Raw genomic sequence first — 17,199 nt, forward strand, 5'->3', positions numbered from 1 at the left:
TTGTACCTTTAGAAAACGTTGAATTATTGTTTATTTAGCTTATTGATGAAAGGCTTGGTCGTACTTTGCGCGTTAGCTAGATTGACTTGATGGTGTGATAACGTCGATATGGATGAAATATTTAAAAAACAGGTGTACGAACTAACGAGACTGATTCCAAAGGGACGTGTTTCAACTTATGGTGCTATTGCTAAAGCTCTGGGGTATCCAAATCATGCGCGTCATGTTGGAAAAGCAATGGGCGGTTGTCCCAGAGATGTGCCAGCTCATCGGGTGATTTCCAGTGGTGGAGTCCTGTCCGTTCCGGAATTTCAGATTAAACTAGAGGGCGAAGGTATTGTGATAAATAATCTTAGGGTCAGGGATTTTAAGAATCTATTCTGGAATCCGATGAATGAACTTTAAAAATTGACAAAATGATAAAGTATTGCGCATTTCTACGGGGTGTAAATGTGAGGGGGACCAATATGAAGATGGCAGATGTATGCCAGGTATTTAGAGATAATGGTATGGATCATGTAAGTTCAGTGCTGGCTTCTGGAAATATCGTTTTTTCATCGGATAACCCTGTGGACAAACTTAAAATCGTTTTGGAAGCTGCTATGTCTAAATGTTTTTCCTACGAAGCTTTTTTGTTCATCAAATCGGAGGAAGAAATTACGCTATTTAGACGTAATATTCCTTTTGACATTCGGCCCGATTATCATATTTATGCTTTTGTAGGTTTGCCGGGAATAGAACAAGTACTCCTGCATGAATTCGATAATAGTACCAAAGCAGCTGATGAAAAAGCTCAGGTGATTGACGGTGTATTTTATTGGCAGGTACCTAAAGGAAATACGCTGGATTCAACATTCGGAAAAATATTGGGTAAGAAAAACCTGAAGGATAAGTTTACCAGCCGCAATGTGAACACATTTGAGAAAATCCTGAAGCTCATGCATTAGGCCATTATCGCAACATTTTAAGTATGTTAGCGTCGAAAAAAAAGCGTACTGATTATCGAATAATAATCAGTACGCCTTTGATATTAATACAATTTACACATTGATCTAACCTCTATCAATCTCTGCGGATTGAGCCCATATATTGATATGGCCATCTTTTGCATAGCGATCAATTTCATGGATTTCTTCTGCAGTGAATGATAGATTTTTGAGTGATCCGACACAATCGATGACCTGTTGTGATCTGGACGCACCAATGAGTGCAGAAGTCACTTGTTGTTTTCGAAAAACCCATGCAATAGCCATTTGTGCTAAGGTCTGTCCTCTACGTTGTGCAATGGCATGGAGCGCCTGAATATTTTTTCGGTTTTCTTCACTCAGAAATTTTGTCTGCAAAGATTTTGCTTTTGAAGCCCTGCTATTTTCCGGAATATCATGTAAATATTTATCGGTTAACATGCCCTGAGCAAGTGGTGAGAAAACAATTGAGCCAATACCAATTTCGCCCAGGGTGTCTAAAAGTCCATCCGACTCAACCCATCGGTTCAGCATGGAATAACTCGGTTGATGGATAACAAATGGTGTTCCCAAGGATTTCAGTATCGTATAGGCCTCTTTGGTACGTTGCGAGTTGTAGGACGAAATACCGACATAAAGGGCTTTTCCGTTTCGTACGAGCTGATCCAGTGCCATCATGGTTTCCTCTAATGGTGTGTTTGGATCAAAGCGATGTGAATAGAAAATGTCAACATAATCTGTTCCTAAACGTTTTAAGGACTGATCACAGCTAGAAATAATACACTTTCGGCTACCCCATTCGCCATATGGGCCATCCCACATATGATAGCCGGCTTTTGACGAAATGATCAGCTCATCGCGATATCCGGCAAACTGTTGCTTAAGAATTTGTCCGAATGCAATTTCTGCGCTACCCGGAGGCGGTCCATAGTTATTGGCTAGATCGAAATGCGTGATTCCAAGATCGAAAGCCGTTGTACAGATGTCAACTTTGGTTTGATGCGCTGTGTCATTCCCAAAATTGTGCCATAAACCTAAGGAAATAGCTGGTAGCTGAAGGCCTGATTTGCCACAACGATTGTATATCATCTGTTGGTAGCGATCGGGATGGGGAGTGTATTGCATAAAATTGAATTGTTTTTATTCCAAATATAAGTAATAAACAAATTTCCTCGAATTGAAATTTAATGTATTTTTATGTCAAAATTTTGAATAAGTTGAAGCTAAAAAACATGAAGAAAATTACATGGATCATAGGCGTGTTTTTGTTTTGGGCAGGCGGTACCTATGCTCAGTCGAAACATCTATTGTTTAAAACCGCATTTGGGGAGTTTAAGGTCGTACTTTATGACTTTACACCACATCATCGTGATTTGATGTTAAGGTCGATTAAAGATAGCCTTTATCAAGGTGCCTTGTTCAATCGTATTATTGAAAATTTTGTTGTACAAGGAGGTGAGCATGATATAGATATAGAAAAGAAGGAGGCACAAGATCCCTTACACCGCAAACCTAGACTGGCAGCGGAATTTGATGAACGTGCTTTTCACAAGATGGGGGCATTAGGAGCGGGACGTGACGGCAACCCGGAGAAAGCTTCCTTCCTTGATCAGATCTACTTTGTCGTTGGAAAAAAGATCACTGCGGCAGATCTCGATAGCTTGGAAATAAAAAAAGGGATTAAATATAACAAAGAACAGCGGGTTGAATACCTCGCTTATGGTGGACAGCCCAGACTTGATCAGGATTTTACAGTCTTTGGTGAGATATATCAAGGGCTAGATGTCATCATGAAGATAAGTCAGGTAAAAACGGATAAACAAGATTTTCCTTTGGTAAAGGTACCCTTCAGTATTGTGGAGATTAAAGAATAAAACCATCCTTTCAAGCTAGTTTTATTCTTTAATCTTTCAAGCGATGTATTTAATTAGCAATGAAAGCTGTTACCTATTGTGCTGTTCGAACTCTTCCTTTAATTTCTCGTAACGCTCTTTCCACTCATTAGGAAGTTTACTCGGGATATCTTTTAGATTTTTTAATTGGAAAGCAAATACACAGGCAGCAAATCCGACCGTACTAATCGCCATGCCTGTCCATATGACAAGGGATAAACCGGCAAAAAGTGGATTCCAAAGTAAAATAAAGCTGAAAATAATACCTAATATCGCAAATAATGTAATCCAGCCCCAGGATTTACTTCCATAGTTTTTAAGATCAAAGGAAAAGGACAATAACTGAAATGACTTGAACAACGCGTAAAACCCAACAATAAAGGCCAGGGTGCCCGCCGATAACAAAGGGTTGGAAATAAGTAAAATCCCGAACAAGGTATAAAGGATTCCGCCGGTAAGATACCATCCCCAGCCGTCAACCTCATTCTTGTTTTGTAATGCAAAAATAATTTCCAATACCCCAGTCGCAATGAATGACCAGGAAAATAAAATGGTCAATGCAAGAAAGGAAGCCACAGGAGTAGATATGGTATAGAAACCCAACAAAATTAAAAGAATACCAACAATAAGTGGGATATACCAGTGTTTAATGGAAGATCGGATTGTTTTTAAAAATGAATTTGCCATAGTAGTGATTTAAATTTATGGTGATAATACAGAATAAAAAGCCCCATTAATTACTTAATGAGACCTAACATATATAAAACTGATTAAATTCGGCAAACGGAAAATATTAAATCTTTCCTGTCTCTTTCAAAAGTTTGTAATATGCATACACGATATTGATTTCAGCATTTGTATACTTCAGTTCCGCTTCGAGTTTTGAATTGGAAGCGTCCATAATATCGACTATAAGTGCCAGTTGATTCAAATACTTTTTTTCAATAATACGATAGTTCTCGTCTGCAAGTGCTTTGTTATACTCGAGCACATTGCGTTGTGAGTAGGCCTCATTGTATTTAATGTATGCACTATTAACAGCTACGCTGGTCTTTTGTTTCAGTGCCTGTTCGTATTTCTTGTTTTTTTCAATTTGCAAATCGTTTAGTTTTAACTTTCTGTCCGTTGTATATAACGATGAAATATTGTAACTCAATGAGACGCCCACATTCCAGGTATTCATATATTTATCAATGACAGGCATGACATTGGTAATCGGTTTGACCAGATTGTTTCCAGCGAAAATGCTAAGAGCGGGGGATTTTTCGGATTTAGTAATATCTTTTTCGGTGTAAAGAAGCTCGGTTTCTTTTGTAGCGAGCTGGATATTAGGATTTGATGTGTAAGCCTCTTGTTTTAATGCTTTTAGATCCTGTGATTGAAAGTGAGTCTTTAGGATGGCATCATCGGGTTTGATGATAGTTCCTTCTGGCAGTCCAAGTGCAGCGATCAGTTCATCATTCAGGATGCGCATATTATTCTGGACGACTTCTTTTGTGAGTTGCAATTCGGAGATCTGCAATTGATTTCTTATAACATCATTTTTGGTAATCATCCCTTGCTTGTATAACTTTTCTGTAAGTTCTAGACGCTTTTGGGCCAATTCAATATTTTGACAATAAACTTGCTCTTGATTGCCGAGTTTAAAGAGATCCAGGTAATATCCCAATACCAAAATTTTGATGTTTTGCTCTTCATTTACATGGTCCAGTTCCGCCAGCTCTTCTCCCAAAGAAGATGCTTTAATTGAATTCTTGATTACTCCGCCCTTCCAGATAAGTTCTTTGGCCTCCAGGGAGTAGTTGTTTCCGAAATGGGGAAGAGGTATTTTCTCAGAGCCCGATAGGTTCTTCTCGATCAGCGCCGCGTCACCCAGGTAAAACGCAGAAGCTGATGCACTGATCTCCGGTAATGTTTTCAATTTTGCGACCGCAGTTTTTTGCTTAGCAATATCAACCACTGCCTTTGAAACAGCTAGGTTGGGATGATTGCGTATCGCGAGGGCAAATAATGTTTCAATATTGATCTTTTTGGTCGAAATGCTATCCTGACCGTATGTTAGATTGCTAAAAGTTGTAAAGAAACAAACGACCAAGTACAGACCTGTTTTTAGTGCGCTTGATTTAATATTCATGGTATATTTCTTAGTTCTATATATGTACTGCAAAGGTACATACCGGTATAGTTCCAAGAAATGTCTATTTAATGCTTTGTGATGTTCAATTGGTAACAATCGTTGCTTGTCGCTCCCGGAATATAATGGGGGTAATACCGACATGTTTTTTAAAAAACTTGCTGAAAGCGTATTGATCAGAAAAGTGAAATTCCTGAGATAGCTGGTTGATTGTTTTGTTGGAGACGATCAATTGCGCCCGAGCTTCACTCAGCAACCAGTTGCTCAGGATCGCGGAAGGGGAGTCGTTCGTGATTTCCCTGACAGATATAGAAAGGTATTTGATAGAAATATGAAGTAATTCCGCATAGAAGGCCAAATCCCGATGTTGTTTATAATTATCGGCAACAAGTTGTAAAAATTGAACGGTAATCTCTTCTTTTCGTTGATTACGGACCGTTAAATGACGTTCCCCCGCATCATAAATTACAGCCGCCAATAGGTAGATGATCGCCATAAAAATATTAACATTCGCTTTTTGAAGAAAATCTATACCCTGATTTTGCGCTTTTTTTCGATTTTGATGTAGTGTGGAAATTAATGTCCAAATCGTTTCAAAATCGGTTGCCGTGGGACTGAATGGAACGGAACTATCTGCATGGATAAGACGGTAAGCATCGTATTTGCTAATCGATAGCCGAATTCGGTTGGAGAAATTTCTATCGTAATTTAATACTTTGAATTGTGCATCTGGGCTAATCTCCGAAAAGCTATAGTATTTATTATAGCCGATAAAGAAAATACTGCCTGCTAACAATTGGATCGCACTGCCGTTACAATCAATAGCGATTGTCCCTGTATGTACGAGGATACAGGTCGTGTTAAGCGGGTGATAAATATATTCACCTACTTTTTGAGGGAGCTCCGATTGGTCTATAAGCTGTATTTCGTTCATCACCGGTGTTATGCTAAAAAAGCATCCTCCAGAATATAAGCACTGGAGGATACGGTCCTTGTGATTTAAAATGCAACTTTTTTAGGATCAGATCCAGAGAAGCCCATTGGCGGTAATTCGCGAATCGTCCGGATATCTTCTTCCGTGAGATCGAAGTTATCAACCGTCAAATTTCGTTTGATATTTAACGGATTGGTAGACTTTGGTAGTGGTAGTATGCCTTGAGATAACGCAAATTTAATGCAAATCTGTCCGACGCTGGTGTCTTTTTTTTCCGCCAAATCAATCAGGGTTTCGTCTTGTAAGATTCTCCCGGAACCTAGGGGCGACCAGGCCTGGACTAAAATGCCATTGGATTTGCAAAGGTCAACGGTCTCCTGTTGGAGGTAACCCGGATGAAATTCAATTTGGTTGACGGCAGGAACGATTGTTACAGTTTCCAATAGGTTAGCAAGGTAATCTTTTGGAAAATTGCTGACCCCAATTGCCTTCACCTTTCCTTGTTGATATAAATATTCAAGCGCTTTCCAGGTTTCAGCGTTGATTGTTGCCCAGTTTTCGAATTGCGACTCATTGGCTGGCCAGTGAATCAAATAAAGGTCAATATACTCCAGACCCAGGTCTGCCAAGGATTTTTCGAATGCAGCGATTGTTTTATCATAGCCACGTTCGGTATTCCATAGTTTGGTGGTTATAAATAATGTATCACGCGCGATTCCACTGTCTTTGATAGCGCGGCCTACACTTTTCTCGTTGCCATATATCGCTGCGGTGTCAATATGTGTATATCCGACTTTCAATGCTTCCTTAACGGCCTGATATGCCTCTTCACCTTCCGGAATTTGCCAAGTTCCAAATCCAATTGCTGGAATATCAATTCCATTGTTCAATTTGAATGATTTCATGCTTAATCTTATTTTTTGTCTGACTAAATTAGGATTTCGATTGTATTATCCCGTCACTGAAATGTAAAGAGGGCTGTCTTTTTGCGGGATGAAGCCAAACTTATTCTGGATTGCCAAAATATATTTATTTTCACAATTTTATTGTCAAAAAGGTCGGATTAACGCATGGTTTATGGCATTAATTCTTATCTTTAGGCGAAATTTTGAAAAATTTAGATTTTTCATTGATTTCACATAGCATTAAAAATTAAACATATTTCTAATAGATTACTATGTCAAACAAATCAAAAATTGTTTGGACAAAAACAGATGAAGCACCTTTGTTGGCGACTTACTCGTTTTTGCCTATTGTACAAGCGATTACAGCTACAGCTGATATCGATGTTGAATTGAGAGATATCTCTTTAGCAGGTCGTGTTCTGGCAAGCTTTCCCGAATTTTTAAAAGAAGATCAAAAAATTGCCGATGCTTTGGCAGAGTTGGGCCAAATGGCGACAACTCCAGAAGCGAACATCATTAAGTTACCGAATATTTCAGCATCTATTCCACAATTAAAAGGCGCTATTGCTGAGTTGCAAAAAGCGGGTTACGCTATTCCTAACTATCCGGATGAAGCAACCTCAGCCGAAGAAAAAACGATCCAAGCTAAGTATGCAAAAGTACTGGGCTCTGCTGTAAACCCTGTATTGCGTGAAGGTAACTCGGATCGTCGTGCGCCGAAAGCGGTTAAGAATTACGCGAAAGCAAATCCACACAAAATGGGTGCTTGGGCAAAGGATTCTAAAACAAAAGTTGCATCGATGACATCTGGTGATTTCTATGGGTCAGAAAAATCTGTAACAGTAGAAAATGCAGGCCAATTCAAAATTGAATTTGTAGATGCACAAGGAGGCGTTACTGAATTAAAGGGGCTTTCTCCATTAAAAGCGGGCGAAGTAATTGACTCATCGACATTAAGCTTAAATGCATTAAAAGGTTTTGTGGCTGACGCGATCGCTGAGGCGAAAGCGGCTGGCGTATTGCTGTCTGCGCATTTGAAAGCAACGATGATGAAAGTTTCTGATCCTATTATCTTTGGCGCTGTTGTTGAAACTTATTTCGCAGGCGTATTCGCTACCTATGGTGAGCTATTCAAAGAATTGGGTATCAATAAAAATAATGGTTTAGGAGAAGTATACGCTAAAATCGCAGGTCATGCAAAAGAGGCGGAAGTGAAAGCTGCTATCAATGCTGCTATTGCACAAGGTCCTGCCTTGGCGATGGTTAACTCAGATAAAGGTATTACAAACTTTCACGTTCCTTCTGACGTTATTATTGATGCATCTATGCCGGCGATGATCCGTATTGGCGGTAAAATGTGGAATAAAGATGGTCAAGAAGAAGATACGATCGCCATGGTTCCCGATCGTTCATACGCAGGGGTTTATGAGGCAACGATAGAGGACTGTAAAGCACATGGTGCTTTGGATCCCAAAACAATGGGGTCTGTTCCAAACGTTGGCTTGATGGCTCAAAAAGCGGAAGAGTATGGTTCTCACGATAAAACTTTCCAAGCTGCAGGTAACGGTGTTATCCGTGTGGTAGACGCCAATGGTCATGTATACATGGAACAGAACGTTGAAGAAGGGGATATTTTCCGTATGTGTCAAACAAAAGATGCTCCGATTCAAGACTGGGTAAAATTAGCTGTAAATCGTGCACGTCTGTCAGATACTCCAGCGATATTCTGGTTAGACAAAGACCGTGCGCACGATAGAGAGATCATTAAGAAGGTAGAGAAATATTTGCCTGATTTTGATACAACAGGTTTAGATATTCGAATTCTATCTCCGATTGAGGCCACTAAATTCTCATTAGAGCGTATCCGTAAAGGGGAAGATACTATTTCTGTAACAGGTAACGTACTACGTGATTATCTGACAGATTTGTTCCCTATTTTAGAAGTGGGCACCTCGGCCAAGATGTTGTCTATCGTGCCATTGATGAACGGTGGTGGTTTGTTTGAAACTGGTGCTGGTGGTTCTGCTCCCAAACACGTAGAGCAATTCCTGCAAGAAGGTTACTTACGTTGGGATTCATTGGGTGAATTTTTGGCTTTAGGAGCCTCATTGGAACACTTATCCCAAACACAGAATAATCCTAAAGCATTGGTTTTAGCTGAAACTTTGGATGAAGCAACAGAGAAATTCCTGGCAAATGACAAATCTCCGGCACGCAGGGTAGGTCAGATAGATAACCGTGGGTCTCACTTTTATTTAGCATTGTACTGGGCTCAGGCCTTGGCTGCTCAAACGAAAGATACTGACCTAGCGAACCGTTTTGCGGCAGTAGCAAAAGAATTGACAGATAATGAGTCGAAGATTAATGATGAATTGATCGGCGCACAAGGCCAGGCACAGAACATCGGTGGTTATTACTTTCCGAATGATGAATTAGCGACAAAAGCAATGCGTCCTTCTGTGACATTAAATAATGCCATAGCGCGTATTTAATAATTAGCTGATGTTGCAATAAAATAAGAAGAGCCCCGGTCAAAGATCGGGGCTCTAATTTTTAGGTTTGGTTGTTGTATACTTTTATTTCAATGAAAGTATTCTATTTTAGCGGATATTTGACGCCTTTAAAAGTCATCTTGACAGGTTGAATGCGGCCATTTTTGTCAAATTTCATTTCGTCGATACACGTGACACGTTCATTTGCTCCTTCCTTGCCCAGTGGTCTACGATGATAAACGATAAAATATTTATCTTTATTAGGGACCTTAATGACTGAATGGTGGCCGGCACCAACGGCAACATTCGGATCACGTTCGAGGATAGTTCCAATACGCTCAAATGGCCCAAACGGAGAATCGGCAATCGCATAAGCGACCTTATAGTCCGGACCTGTCCAGCCACCCTCTGACCACATAAAGTAATATTTGCCATCTTTGATAAACATAAAAGGGCCCTCAACATAATCCTTTGGTGTAATTTCCTTGTAATAAGTTCCATCATCAAAAGGAAGCAAGCCCGTAAAATCCGGTTTGAGTTTGACCATATTACAATGCTTCCAACCACCATAATACATATAGAAAGAACCGTCTTTATCTTTGAAAACAAATTGATCTATGGGTTGCGCACCGTTGATAATATCGTTTATCAATGGTTTGCCCAGTAGATCTGTATACGGACCTTCGGGTTTGTCCGCTATAGCTACGCCAATTCCACCGATTTCCCCTTCATGCACGTCGTTAGCACTAAAAAACAAATAATATTTACCGTTATTTTCAAGCACTGCCGGCGCCCACATCGCTTTCTCGGCCCATTTTACTTGTGTATTTTGGAGCACCCGCGGATGTTTTTCCCAATGTGCTAAATCTGAAGAAGAGAATGCATCAAAAAATAGCTGTTCTTCATACGGGGCTGAATAGGTGGGGAAAATCCAATATTTGTTATCATAAATAATTCCCTCAGGATCGGCATAATTACCATTTAAAACAGGATTCTTTTGCGCAATAAGTGTTGTCGCCAGAAACAAAGATGTTGTCGTAAAAAATGTCTTGATCATCGTTATGGTTTAAAAAGATTAAGATACGACATTCAGTAGGAGGGTATGGCTCAGAAAAAATCATTTTTATGCCGATTTTTCTCAATATTTTTAAAACGTTAAAATTGTGTTAAAATGCAGCTGTGCTTTCGAATCTTTCCGCTTTATTTCACATATTTGTTTATGTCATTTCCAAATGACATAAATACTTTTCATAAAATAGGTTAATAATATGGCTAAGATACCCGAAGTCCCCCAGGCTTCGGGTGTTTTTTTTATTCACGCTCCAGCCCGAAGATCATAACTAATTTTCCATCAATATAGAAATTTAATGTCTGCTCGGCGATGTCAAATTGAAGTTGCTTTTGCTCCACCACTGCAAAAAAATCATTTTCAATATTGGCTACGTTGCAGGATTTCATCGTACTGGCGAGATGCGGAAAGCTGATCAAATTGCCCTTAATACTAAAATTACCCCAAAAATTATTACATCCTGTCGATCCGGCTATGGTACCATTTTTTGCATCAAAACCAATGTTGGCTTTATTATTTGAAACATCTTTGCCATTTAATTGCAGTAAATTCCACCTGAATCTGGCGAGAAATGAAGCCACACTGGGTAGCTCGGTGACCCTTTCTTTCGAAATAATATCAAGTAATTCATATTGAATGTTGTCGGTGTCTTTTGCTTTCGTTTGCTTTACTTTGATACGATAACGATATTGCTCTTGGTAATCGAAGCCGAGGATAGGATTAGAAATATATTCCCATTTATTTTTTTTATTGGATTTCACCTGGAGGCAGGTCAATTTTCCCGATATTGGATTATTCACATAATTCTCGGCAACATCCCAAATGGCAATTTCAGTGTTTTCAGTTTTAGATTTGCTGATGATTTTCGCCAGTGCATAGATCGCTTTTTGCGCAGTCTGCGTTTTTTTTACCCGAATCGTGTATTCAAAGTTGGCATTGTAGTTAAAGTGTGCGATTTCGGCATTGAATTTTTCCCAGTCTTTACTATTGTAATACTTTACGAGATAGGGAGGTATACTTTCAAGCCCAGATTTAACTGTTATCTGAAACGTGCTGTTTTGTGCATATAAACTGTTCTGGAATAGAAATAACGGAATAAAAAATAAGCTGTATTTCAGGGATTTTTTCATAGTGGGCATTAAATATCAATAAAAACGTATCTTTAAACATGAATATTGCACGAGCAAAAGTACTGTTAGTCATCGTACTTTTTCTATCCGGCTTGCGGATATATGCCCAAAATAACAAGGATTATTTTAAAACACAAATTCCTCTGGGTGAATTGAAGGATCCCGGGCTAAAAGAAGTGTCGGGTATAGTAGCTGCCTATGAACAGGGAACCTTTTGGGTTCATAACGATAGTGGAGATGGCGCAAACATCTATTTGATCGATCGTCAGGCTAAGTTAATCAAAAGCTTTGCACTGGAAGGAATAGATGTAATTGATTGTGAAGATATAGACCGTGTTAAAATTGAAGATAAAAATTACCTTGTTTTAGCTGATATTGGAAATAATCTTGGAAAGCGCACCTGGGCGAGCCTTTATCTATTTCCTGAACCTTTAATTAGCGATTCTTCACTGATATCTAAGAAAAATATCAAAACCATATTTGTTAAATTTCCGGGCAAAAAACGGTTGGATGCGGAATCTATCATGGTTGATCCAACAGATAATACCTTATATTTGGTTTCTAAGCGCGAATTTAGATCGACTGTATATAGCGCGCCGGTTTTCCGAAATACAAAACAACAATATTTCACATTAAGTAAAGTGGCTGAACTTCCGTTTACTTTTGCTACAGCAGCAGCAATGGACCCTACAGGAAAAGAGCTGCTTATCAAGAATATTACAACTATTTTTTATTGGAGAAGGAAACCGGGTAATTCATGGGCTGAAACGCTCCAAAGAAAGCCGATCGAAGTGCCTTATTCAGTAGAACCTCAAGGAGAGGCGATTGCATTTGATCAAGATGGGGGAGGTTTCTATACGATTAGCGAACGCCCATTCGGTTTAAAATCCTATCTTTACTATTTCGAAAAAAATCCTAGATCAAATGATAAATAACAAACTTTTTTTAGCGAAACAGAGGGGTAAGATCGTTCATTACCTTACAGATTTAAAACGATTATTCCTTTTATCAATTGCCTTATTTTGTTTTTGTATAACCAGTAAAGCTGCAAAAGTCGATACTTTAGCCATCCGAAGTCAGCGAATGGACAAGGTTGTTAAAACAGTCGTTATTCTCCCCAAGGGTTATTCTGAGCGTACGAGATACCCAGTGCTCTATTTACTTCATGGATATTCGGGCAATTATAGCAATTGGGTGAAGAATTCTAATGTCGCTGCCTTGGCTGACCAATATGGATATATGATTGTTTGCCCCGATGGGGGATTTGGAAGTTGGTATTGGGATATTGCAAATGATCGAAATTATCAATATGAGACATTTGTTTCCAAAGAACTAATCGATTATATAGATGGGCATTACGCCACAGTTCAGGACCGAAGGGGAAGGGCGATTACCGGGCTTAGCATGGGCGGGCATGGGGCCCTGTCACTTGCGATTAAGCATCAGGAGCTCTATGGTGCTGCTGGCAGTACCGCTGGCGGAGTGGATTTTAGACCTTTTCCTTTAAACTGGGAAATTAAAGATCGTATCGGTAATTATGCCGATTCGCCCCAGGCTTGGGATGATCGTGTGGTGATCAATATGATTCCCAAATTAGTAAACAATCAACTTCGCCTGATTATTGATTGTGGAAAAGACGATTTTTTCTATCCTGTCAATGTTGCCCTTCACGATAAACTCATGTACCATAACATTAATCATACTTTTGTTACAAGTGAGGGTGGACATAACTGGACGTATTGGTCACGCTCCATTATCTATCAAATGGCCTTTTTTAACGATTATTTTAGTCAGCCGGAAAAAAAATAAAAAGAAAAATAGATAAATATTTGGCTTAAATGAATAAAATGCTATTTTTGTTTAAAGAAGATCTTGACTAACAAATTATAAACTTATTATTAAGCCTTACAAATTGTAAGGCTTTTTTATTATTTTCAACAAATTTTTGAATTTAATCTGCTATGCTTAAACCTATAAAGGTTGTTTTTTATTTTTCTTCTATTTTGTTTTGCGTACAGCAATCCTATGGTCAACAATCTAAATCTATATCGGGATTTATCAGAGATAGTATCAGCGGTGAAAACATTATTGGCGCTTTGGTGCGTAATGAAGCCGAAAAAAGATCTACGGCTTCCAATAAATATGGATTCTTTAGTTTATCCTTACGCGGGCAAGATACTTTTCTGGAAGTTTCTTCCATGGGATATCGAACAAAAGTTTTGCCCGTTCAGATGGGAAAGGACTCGACTTATATTGTGCAACTGGTGCCGGAAGAAAGCCAACTGGCTGAGGTTGTTGTCACTGGAAATCGGAGAAAATCAATCAAAGACCTGACGCCGGGTCTGACACAGTTTAGCCCGAAGGAGATTGAAAAAGTGCCTGTATTGTTTGGTGAAAAAGATATTTTAAAGACGATTCAATTGTTCCCGGGGGTGACAAGTGGCGGAGAAGGAAGTAGCAACTTTTATGTTCGTGGGGGTGGAGGAGACCAAAATCTGATCTTGTTGGATGAGGCTCCGGTTTACAACAGTTCACACCTTTTTGGTTTCTTTTCGACATTCAATTCCGATGCCATCAAAGATGTCAATTTTTATAAAGGTGGTGTGCCGGCGCAGTATGGCGGCAAAATCTCTTCGGTCATGGAAATAACAACACTGGATGGGAATAATCAGCATTTTAATGTGGAAGGAGGATTAGGGCTGATCGCGTCGCGACTTAAGGTCGAGGGACCTATACAAAAAGGAAAAAGCTCTTTTATGATCTCTGGAAGACGCACCTACGCTGATTTATTCTTAAAACTGTCAAGCGATGAAAATATAAAAAAAAGTGCCTTATTTTTCTATGACCTCAATGCCAAGCTAAATTATCGGATCAACGATAAAAATACCCTTTACCTGTCGGGATATTTTGGAAAAGACGCAATGGCCTATCATGATTTATTTGATTTCAATTGGGGAAATGCAACGGGAACCATGCGTTGGAATCACGTGTGGAGCAATCGCCTGTTTAGTAATACCACATTGATATTCAGTAAATTCAACTATCAAGTGAAGATTGAAGACGACAATAATTTTAAGATTCGTTCCGATATATTCAACTATAATTTCAAACAGGATTTTCAGTACAGCCTTTCTGACCGTCACAATTTAAAATTTGGTCTGCAGGCAGCGTTACAAGAAATCCGTCCAGCAAGTATTGAGGCCGGTGAAGATTCTAAGGTAAATTCATTGCATATTCAGAATCGTAAGGGATTGGACATCGCTGCTTACATTTCTGATGACTGGTCAATAAATGATAAGCTTAAATTGAATTACGGTGTCAGAGCGACGGCTTACGCGACTTTAGGCCCCGGCACCTTCTATACATTTGACAATGCTGGAGAAGCCGTCGATTCCACTTATGTTGGGCGTGGCGAGATGGGAAAAAAATATTTCTATATGGAGCCCCGTATTTCCCTTAACTATGCCGTGAATGAATCGACAACATTAAAAGCTTCTTATAATACGAATGTTCAATATTTACATCAGCTGAGCAATACAACAAGTAGCCTGCCGACAGATCAATATGTATTGAGCAATAATACCATCAAGCCGCAGCTGTCCAACCAGTATTCGCTGGGTTATTTCAGAAATTTCGCATCCAATCGATATGAATTTTCTGTAGAAGGGTATTACAGAGATTTGAAAAATCAGATCGATTATAGGAATGGGGCCGATCTACAAGCCAATGAGCTTTTGGACGGGGAGCTCTTATTTGGAAAAGGCAGGGCGTATGGTGTCGAGTGGTTTATAAAGAAACGGCTGGGGCGGTTGAATGGCTGGATCAGCTATACATTATCCAAAAGTGAAAGACAGTTTGAACAGATCAATGACGGGCAATGGTTTAACGCACGCCAGGATAAAACCCATAACATCGCTGTCGTGGCGCAGTATCAATTGAATCCCAAATGGAATCTAAGTGCAAACTTTGTCTATTATACCGGTGATGCCGTAACAATGCCTGCCGGAAAATATTTTGTTGACGATCGGACGATCTTCTACTATGATAAGCGAAATGGCCAACGTATGCCTGCATATCATCGTTTAGACCTTGCTGCGACCTACGATATCAAACGTACAAAAAATACGTATTCCAGTTTATCTTTCGGGATTTATAATGCCTATAATCGCAAAAATGCTTATTTGATTGATTTTAGGGAGAAAGAAGGACAATCCAATGTGACCGAAATTTATAGGATTGCATTATTTGGCACGATACCGTCAATCACTTGGAACTTTAAATTTTAGCACAACATGAGAAAGATATTCGTATTAATAGCCTTAACCTGGATAACCCTGGTCAGTTGTGAAGATAAAATTGACCTTAACTTGCCCGAAAATACGGGGCAGATCGTAATAACGGCGGACTTGATGGTATCAGACCAACAACACGAGATCAGTATACAGAAAGTAGTTAGTCTCAAAGAATCTATGTTGGCACCCGTAACTGATGCAGAAGTCTTGGTTAGAAACCTGCAAAATAATCGCATTTATACCTTTTTGGCTGGAGCAAATGGTGTGTATACCAATAAGACATTGCGGCTACAGGAAAAGGCCAGCTACCAGTTGTATGTAAAGACGGCCGATGGAAAAGAAATTGAAGGAACCTCGACGGTGCCAAGTTATGTTGATGTTGATTCGATCGGCCTATCGGAACGCGTGATATTTACAGATACCATTTATTATCCAACATTAGTCTTTGACGATCCTCCCGAGAAGGGAAACTACTACAAGTACAAGATGTCTGTAAATGGTGGGGAATTACGCTTTATCGATGTATTTAATGATAAGTATAATAATGGGCTGCAAGTGCAGCATGATATTATTGATCGGGATAGAGACCTTAAATTAGGGGATCGCGTCCGTGTTTTGCGTCAATGTATTGATGTCGGGGCATATAATTATTGGAATAGCTTCCAGATGATCAACCCCGGAGCGGCTTCACCTTCTAATCCCATTTCAAACCTATCTAACAACGTTTTGGGATACTTCAGTGTCAGCGTCGGAAAATATTATGAATCTGAAGTGGTTTTGTCAAAAAGTAGACCATAATGTTTATTCTAGCCGGCTTATTTGATATTGATTTGCCAAGAGAAATTCGATTGTTTTAGGTAAAGCATATTTTACACGGGGAATGGCTTTGATATTGTCATGAAAGATAATAACAGAGCCATTCTGTATATTGGGGATGACGTTCTGAAGGCATTTTTCAGGACTTAAGCTTTGATCAAAATCTCCTGACATAATATCCCACATCACCACACGATAATTATTATATAACTTTTTGAGCTGTGATTTTTTTGCTTTGGCATAAGGGGGGCGAAAGAGGTCCGTTTGTGTTAATTCCTGACATCGAGCTACATTGCCGATATAGGAATGATCATCTGTATCCCAGCCTTTGAGATGATTGTAAGTGTGGTTGCCAACTTGATGCCCTTCTTGTAAAATTCTTTGGAACAAATGTGGATTTTTTTTAATATTTTCACCAACACAAAAAAATGTTGCCTTGACCTGATATTTTTTTAGGATATCGAGTATAAAAGGTGTAATTTCAGGAATTGGACCATCATCAAACGTGAGATAGACTTTTTTTTCCGACCTCGGCATATGCCATATCGATCTGGGATAAAGCCAACGCAG

At 39.3% G+C, this 17,199-nt stretch carries 16 protein-coding genes; 8 read left to right on the forward strand and 8 right to left on the reverse strand.

Annotation, left to right across the window (positions count from 1 at the left end; translation table 11 throughout):
- Positions 1-108: 108 nt before the first annotated feature.
- Together HMAT_RS03985 and HMAT_RS03990 are read left to right on the forward strand one after the other, a co-directional pair.
- Positions 109-405: an MGMT family protein gene (locus HMAT_RS03985; RefSeq protein ID WP_104381501.1), complete on the forward strand. Its 297-nt coding sequence runs from the start codon at positions 109-111 to the stop codon at positions 403-405.
- An 11-nt stretch (positions 406-416) separates the two neighbouring features.
- Positions 417-947, forward strand: coding sequence for a DUF1697 domain-containing protein (locus HMAT_RS03990; RefSeq protein ID WP_104381502.1), 531 nt, complete (start codon positions 417-419; stop codon positions 945-947).
- Positions 948-1,052: 105 nt separating this feature from the next.
- Here the strand turns inward: HMAT_RS03990 and mgrA are convergent, their stop codons facing one another.
- Positions 1,053-2,090: an L-glyceraldehyde 3-phosphate reductase gene (gene mgrA / locus HMAT_RS03995; RefSeq protein WP_104381503.1), complete on the reverse strand. Its 1,038-nt coding sequence runs from the start codon at positions 2,088-2,090 to the stop codon at positions 1,053-1,055.
- A 107-nt stretch (positions 2,091-2,197) separates the two neighbouring features.
- On the opposite strand from mgrA, the gene HMAT_RS04000 reads away from it, so the two are divergent.
- Complete coding sequence (locus HMAT_RS04000; RefSeq protein ID WP_104383289.1) at positions 2,198-2,839, forward strand: peptidylprolyl isomerase; 642 nt, start codon at positions 2,198-2,200, stop codon at positions 2,837-2,839.
- Between the two features lie 69 nt (positions 2,840-2,908).
- Here the strand turns inward: HMAT_RS04000 and HMAT_RS04005 are convergent, their stop codons facing one another.
- The 4 genes from HMAT_RS04005 to HMAT_RS04020 form a co-directional block, all read right to left on the reverse strand.
- The gene (locus HMAT_RS04005; RefSeq protein ID WP_104381504.1) at positions 2,909-3,544 is read right to left on the reverse strand and encodes an HdeD family acid-resistance protein; all 636 of its coding nucleotides are present in this window, start codon (positions 3,542-3,544) and stop codon (positions 2,909-2,911) included.
- Between the two features lie 106 nt (positions 3,545-3,650).
- Positions 3,651-4,991, reverse strand: a complete 1,341-nt coding sequence (locus HMAT_RS04010; RefSeq protein ID WP_158655603.1) for a TolC family protein — start codon at positions 4,989-4,991, stop codon at positions 3,651-3,653.
- An 85-nt stretch (positions 4,992-5,076) separates the two neighbouring features.
- A complete protein-coding gene (locus tag HMAT_RS04015; protein ID WP_104381506.1) occupies positions 5,077-5,925 on the reverse strand; it encodes an AraC family transcriptional regulator in 849 nt (282 codons plus the stop codon).
- Between the two features lie 65 nt (positions 5,926-5,990).
- The gene (locus tag HMAT_RS04020) at positions 5,991-6,830 is read right to left on the reverse strand and encodes an aldo/keto reductase (RefSeq protein ID WP_104381507.1); all 840 of its coding nucleotides are present in this window, start codon (positions 6,828-6,830) and stop codon (positions 5,991-5,993) included.
- A 272-nt stretch (positions 6,831-7,102) separates the two neighbouring features.
- On the opposite strand from HMAT_RS04020, the gene HMAT_RS04025 reads away from it, so the two are divergent.
- On the forward strand, positions 7,103-9,322 hold the full coding sequence (locus tag HMAT_RS04025; RefSeq protein WP_104381508.1) for an NADP-dependent isocitrate dehydrogenase: 2,220 nt from the start codon (positions 7,103-7,105) through the stop codon (positions 9,320-9,322).
- A 103-nt stretch (positions 9,323-9,425) separates the two neighbouring features.
- Here the strand turns inward: HMAT_RS04025 and HMAT_RS04030 are convergent, their stop codons facing one another.
- Together HMAT_RS04030 and HMAT_RS04035 are read right to left on the reverse strand one after the other, a co-directional pair.
- Positions 9,426-10,379 carry a glycoside hydrolase family 43 protein gene (locus tag HMAT_RS04030; protein WP_104381509.1) on the reverse strand — a complete coding sequence of 318 codons (954 nt, stop codon included), beginning with the start codon at positions 10,377-10,379 and terminating at the stop codon, positions 9,426-9,428.
- A gap of 254 nt (positions 10,380-10,633) precedes the next feature.
- Positions 10,634-11,521 carry a DUF4377 domain-containing protein gene (locus HMAT_RS04035; RefSeq protein WP_158655604.1) on the reverse strand — a complete coding sequence of 296 codons (888 nt, stop codon included), beginning with the start codon at positions 11,519-11,521 and terminating at the stop codon, positions 10,634-10,636.
- 38 nt (positions 11,522-11,559) lie between these two features.
- Between HMAT_RS04035 and HMAT_RS04040 the strand changes: the two genes are divergently transcribed.
- The 4 genes from HMAT_RS04040 (at position 11,560) to HMAT_RS04055 (ending at position 16,611) form a co-directional block, all read left to right on the forward strand.
- A complete protein-coding gene (locus HMAT_RS04040; protein WP_104381511.1) occupies positions 11,560-12,456 on the forward strand; it encodes a hypothetical protein in 897 nt (298 codons plus the stop codon).
- Positions 12,446-13,330, forward strand: a complete 885-nt coding sequence (locus HMAT_RS04045) for an alpha/beta hydrolase family protein (RefSeq protein WP_104381512.1) — start codon at positions 12,446-12,448, stop codon at positions 13,328-13,330. Before HMAT_RS04040 ends, HMAT_RS04045 begins: the two co-directional genes overlap by 11 nt.
- A 152-nt stretch (positions 13,331-13,482) precedes the next feature.
- Positions 13,483-15,807 carry a TonB-dependent receptor domain-containing protein gene (locus HMAT_RS04050; RefSeq protein WP_104381513.1) on the forward strand — a complete coding sequence of 775 codons (2,325 nt, stop codon included), beginning with the start codon at positions 13,483-13,485 and terminating at the stop codon, positions 15,805-15,807.
- Between the two features lie 6 nt (positions 15,808-15,813).
- Positions 15,814-16,611 (forward strand): DUF4249 family protein, encoded by a 798-nt coding sequence (locus tag HMAT_RS04055; RefSeq protein ID WP_104381514.1) that lies wholly within the window; start codon positions 15,814-15,816, stop codon positions 16,609-16,611.
- A 3-nt stretch (positions 16,612-16,614) separates the two neighbouring features.
- Here HMAT_RS04055 and HMAT_RS04060 read toward each other — a convergent pair whose 3' ends face one another.
- Positions 16,615-17,166: a polysaccharide deacetylase family protein gene (locus tag HMAT_RS04060; RefSeq protein WP_371412028.1), complete on the reverse strand. Its 552-nt coding sequence runs from the start codon at positions 17,164-17,166 to the stop codon at positions 16,615-16,617.
- Between the last annotated feature and the right edge of the window lie 33 nt (positions 17,167-17,199).

This window comes from Sphingobacterium sp. HMA12 (assembly GCF_002933815.1).
Classification (GTDB): domain Bacteria; phylum Bacteroidota; class Bacteroidia; order Sphingobacteriales; family Sphingobacteriaceae; genus Sphingobacterium.

Excerpts from the sequence above, each read along its gene's own strand:
- HMAT_RS03985 (WP_104381501.1), top strand. The coding sequence starts at position 109 with ATGGATGAAATATTTAAAAAACAGGTGTACGAACTAACGAGACTGATT.
- HMAT_RS03990 (WP_104381502.1), top strand. The coding sequence starts at position 417 with ATGATAAAGTATTGCGCATTTCTACGGGGTGTAAATGTGAGGGGGACC.
- mgrA (WP_104381503.1), bottom strand. The coding sequence starts at position 2,090 with ATGCAATACACTCCCCATCCCGATCGCTACCAACAGATGATATACAAT.
- HMAT_RS04000 (WP_104383289.1), top strand. The coding sequence starts at position 2,198 with ATGAAGAAAATTACATGGATCATAGGCGTGTTTTTGTTTTGGGCAGGC.
- HMAT_RS04005 (WP_104381504.1), bottom strand. The coding sequence starts at position 3,544 with ATGGCAAATTCATTTTTAAAAACAATCCGATCTTCCATTAAACACTGG.
- HMAT_RS04010 (WP_158655603.1), bottom strand. The coding sequence starts at position 4,991 with ATGAATATTAAATCAAGCGCACTAAAAACAGGTCTGTACTTGGTCGTT.
- HMAT_RS04015 (WP_104381506.1), bottom strand. The coding sequence starts at position 5,925 with ATGAACGAAATACAGCTTATAGACCAATCGGAGCTCCCTCAAAAAGTA.
- HMAT_RS04020 (WP_104381507.1), bottom strand. The coding sequence starts at position 6,830 with ATGAAATCATTCAAATTGAACAATGGAATTGATATTCCAGCAATTGGA.
- HMAT_RS04025 (WP_104381508.1), top strand. The coding sequence starts at position 7,103 with ATGTCAAACAAATCAAAAATTGTTTGGACAAAAACAGATGAAGCACCT.
- HMAT_RS04030 (WP_104381509.1), bottom strand. The coding sequence starts at position 10,379 with ATGATCAAGACATTTTTTACGACAACATCTTTGTTTCTGGCGACAACA.
- HMAT_RS04035 (WP_158655604.1), bottom strand. The coding sequence starts at position 11,521 with ATGAAAAAATCCCTGAAATACAGCTTATTTTTTATTCCGTTATTTCTA.
- HMAT_RS04040 (WP_104381511.1), top strand. The coding sequence starts at position 11,560 with ATGAATATTGCACGAGCAAAAGTACTGTTAGTCATCGTACTTTTTCTA.
- HMAT_RS04045 (WP_104381512.1), top strand. The coding sequence starts at position 12,446 with ATGATAAATAACAAACTTTTTTTAGCGAAACAGAGGGGTAAGATCGTT.
- HMAT_RS04050 (WP_104381513.1), top strand. The coding sequence starts at position 13,483 with ATGCTTAAACCTATAAAGGTTGTTTTTTATTTTTCTTCTATTTTGTTT.
- HMAT_RS04055 (WP_104381514.1), top strand. The coding sequence starts at position 15,814 with ATGAGAAAGATATTCGTATTAATAGCCTTAACCTGGATAACCCTGGTC.
- HMAT_RS04060 (WP_371412028.1), bottom strand. The coding sequence starts at position 17,166 with ATGCCGAGGTCGGAAAAAAAAGTCTATCTCACGTTTGATGATGGTCCA.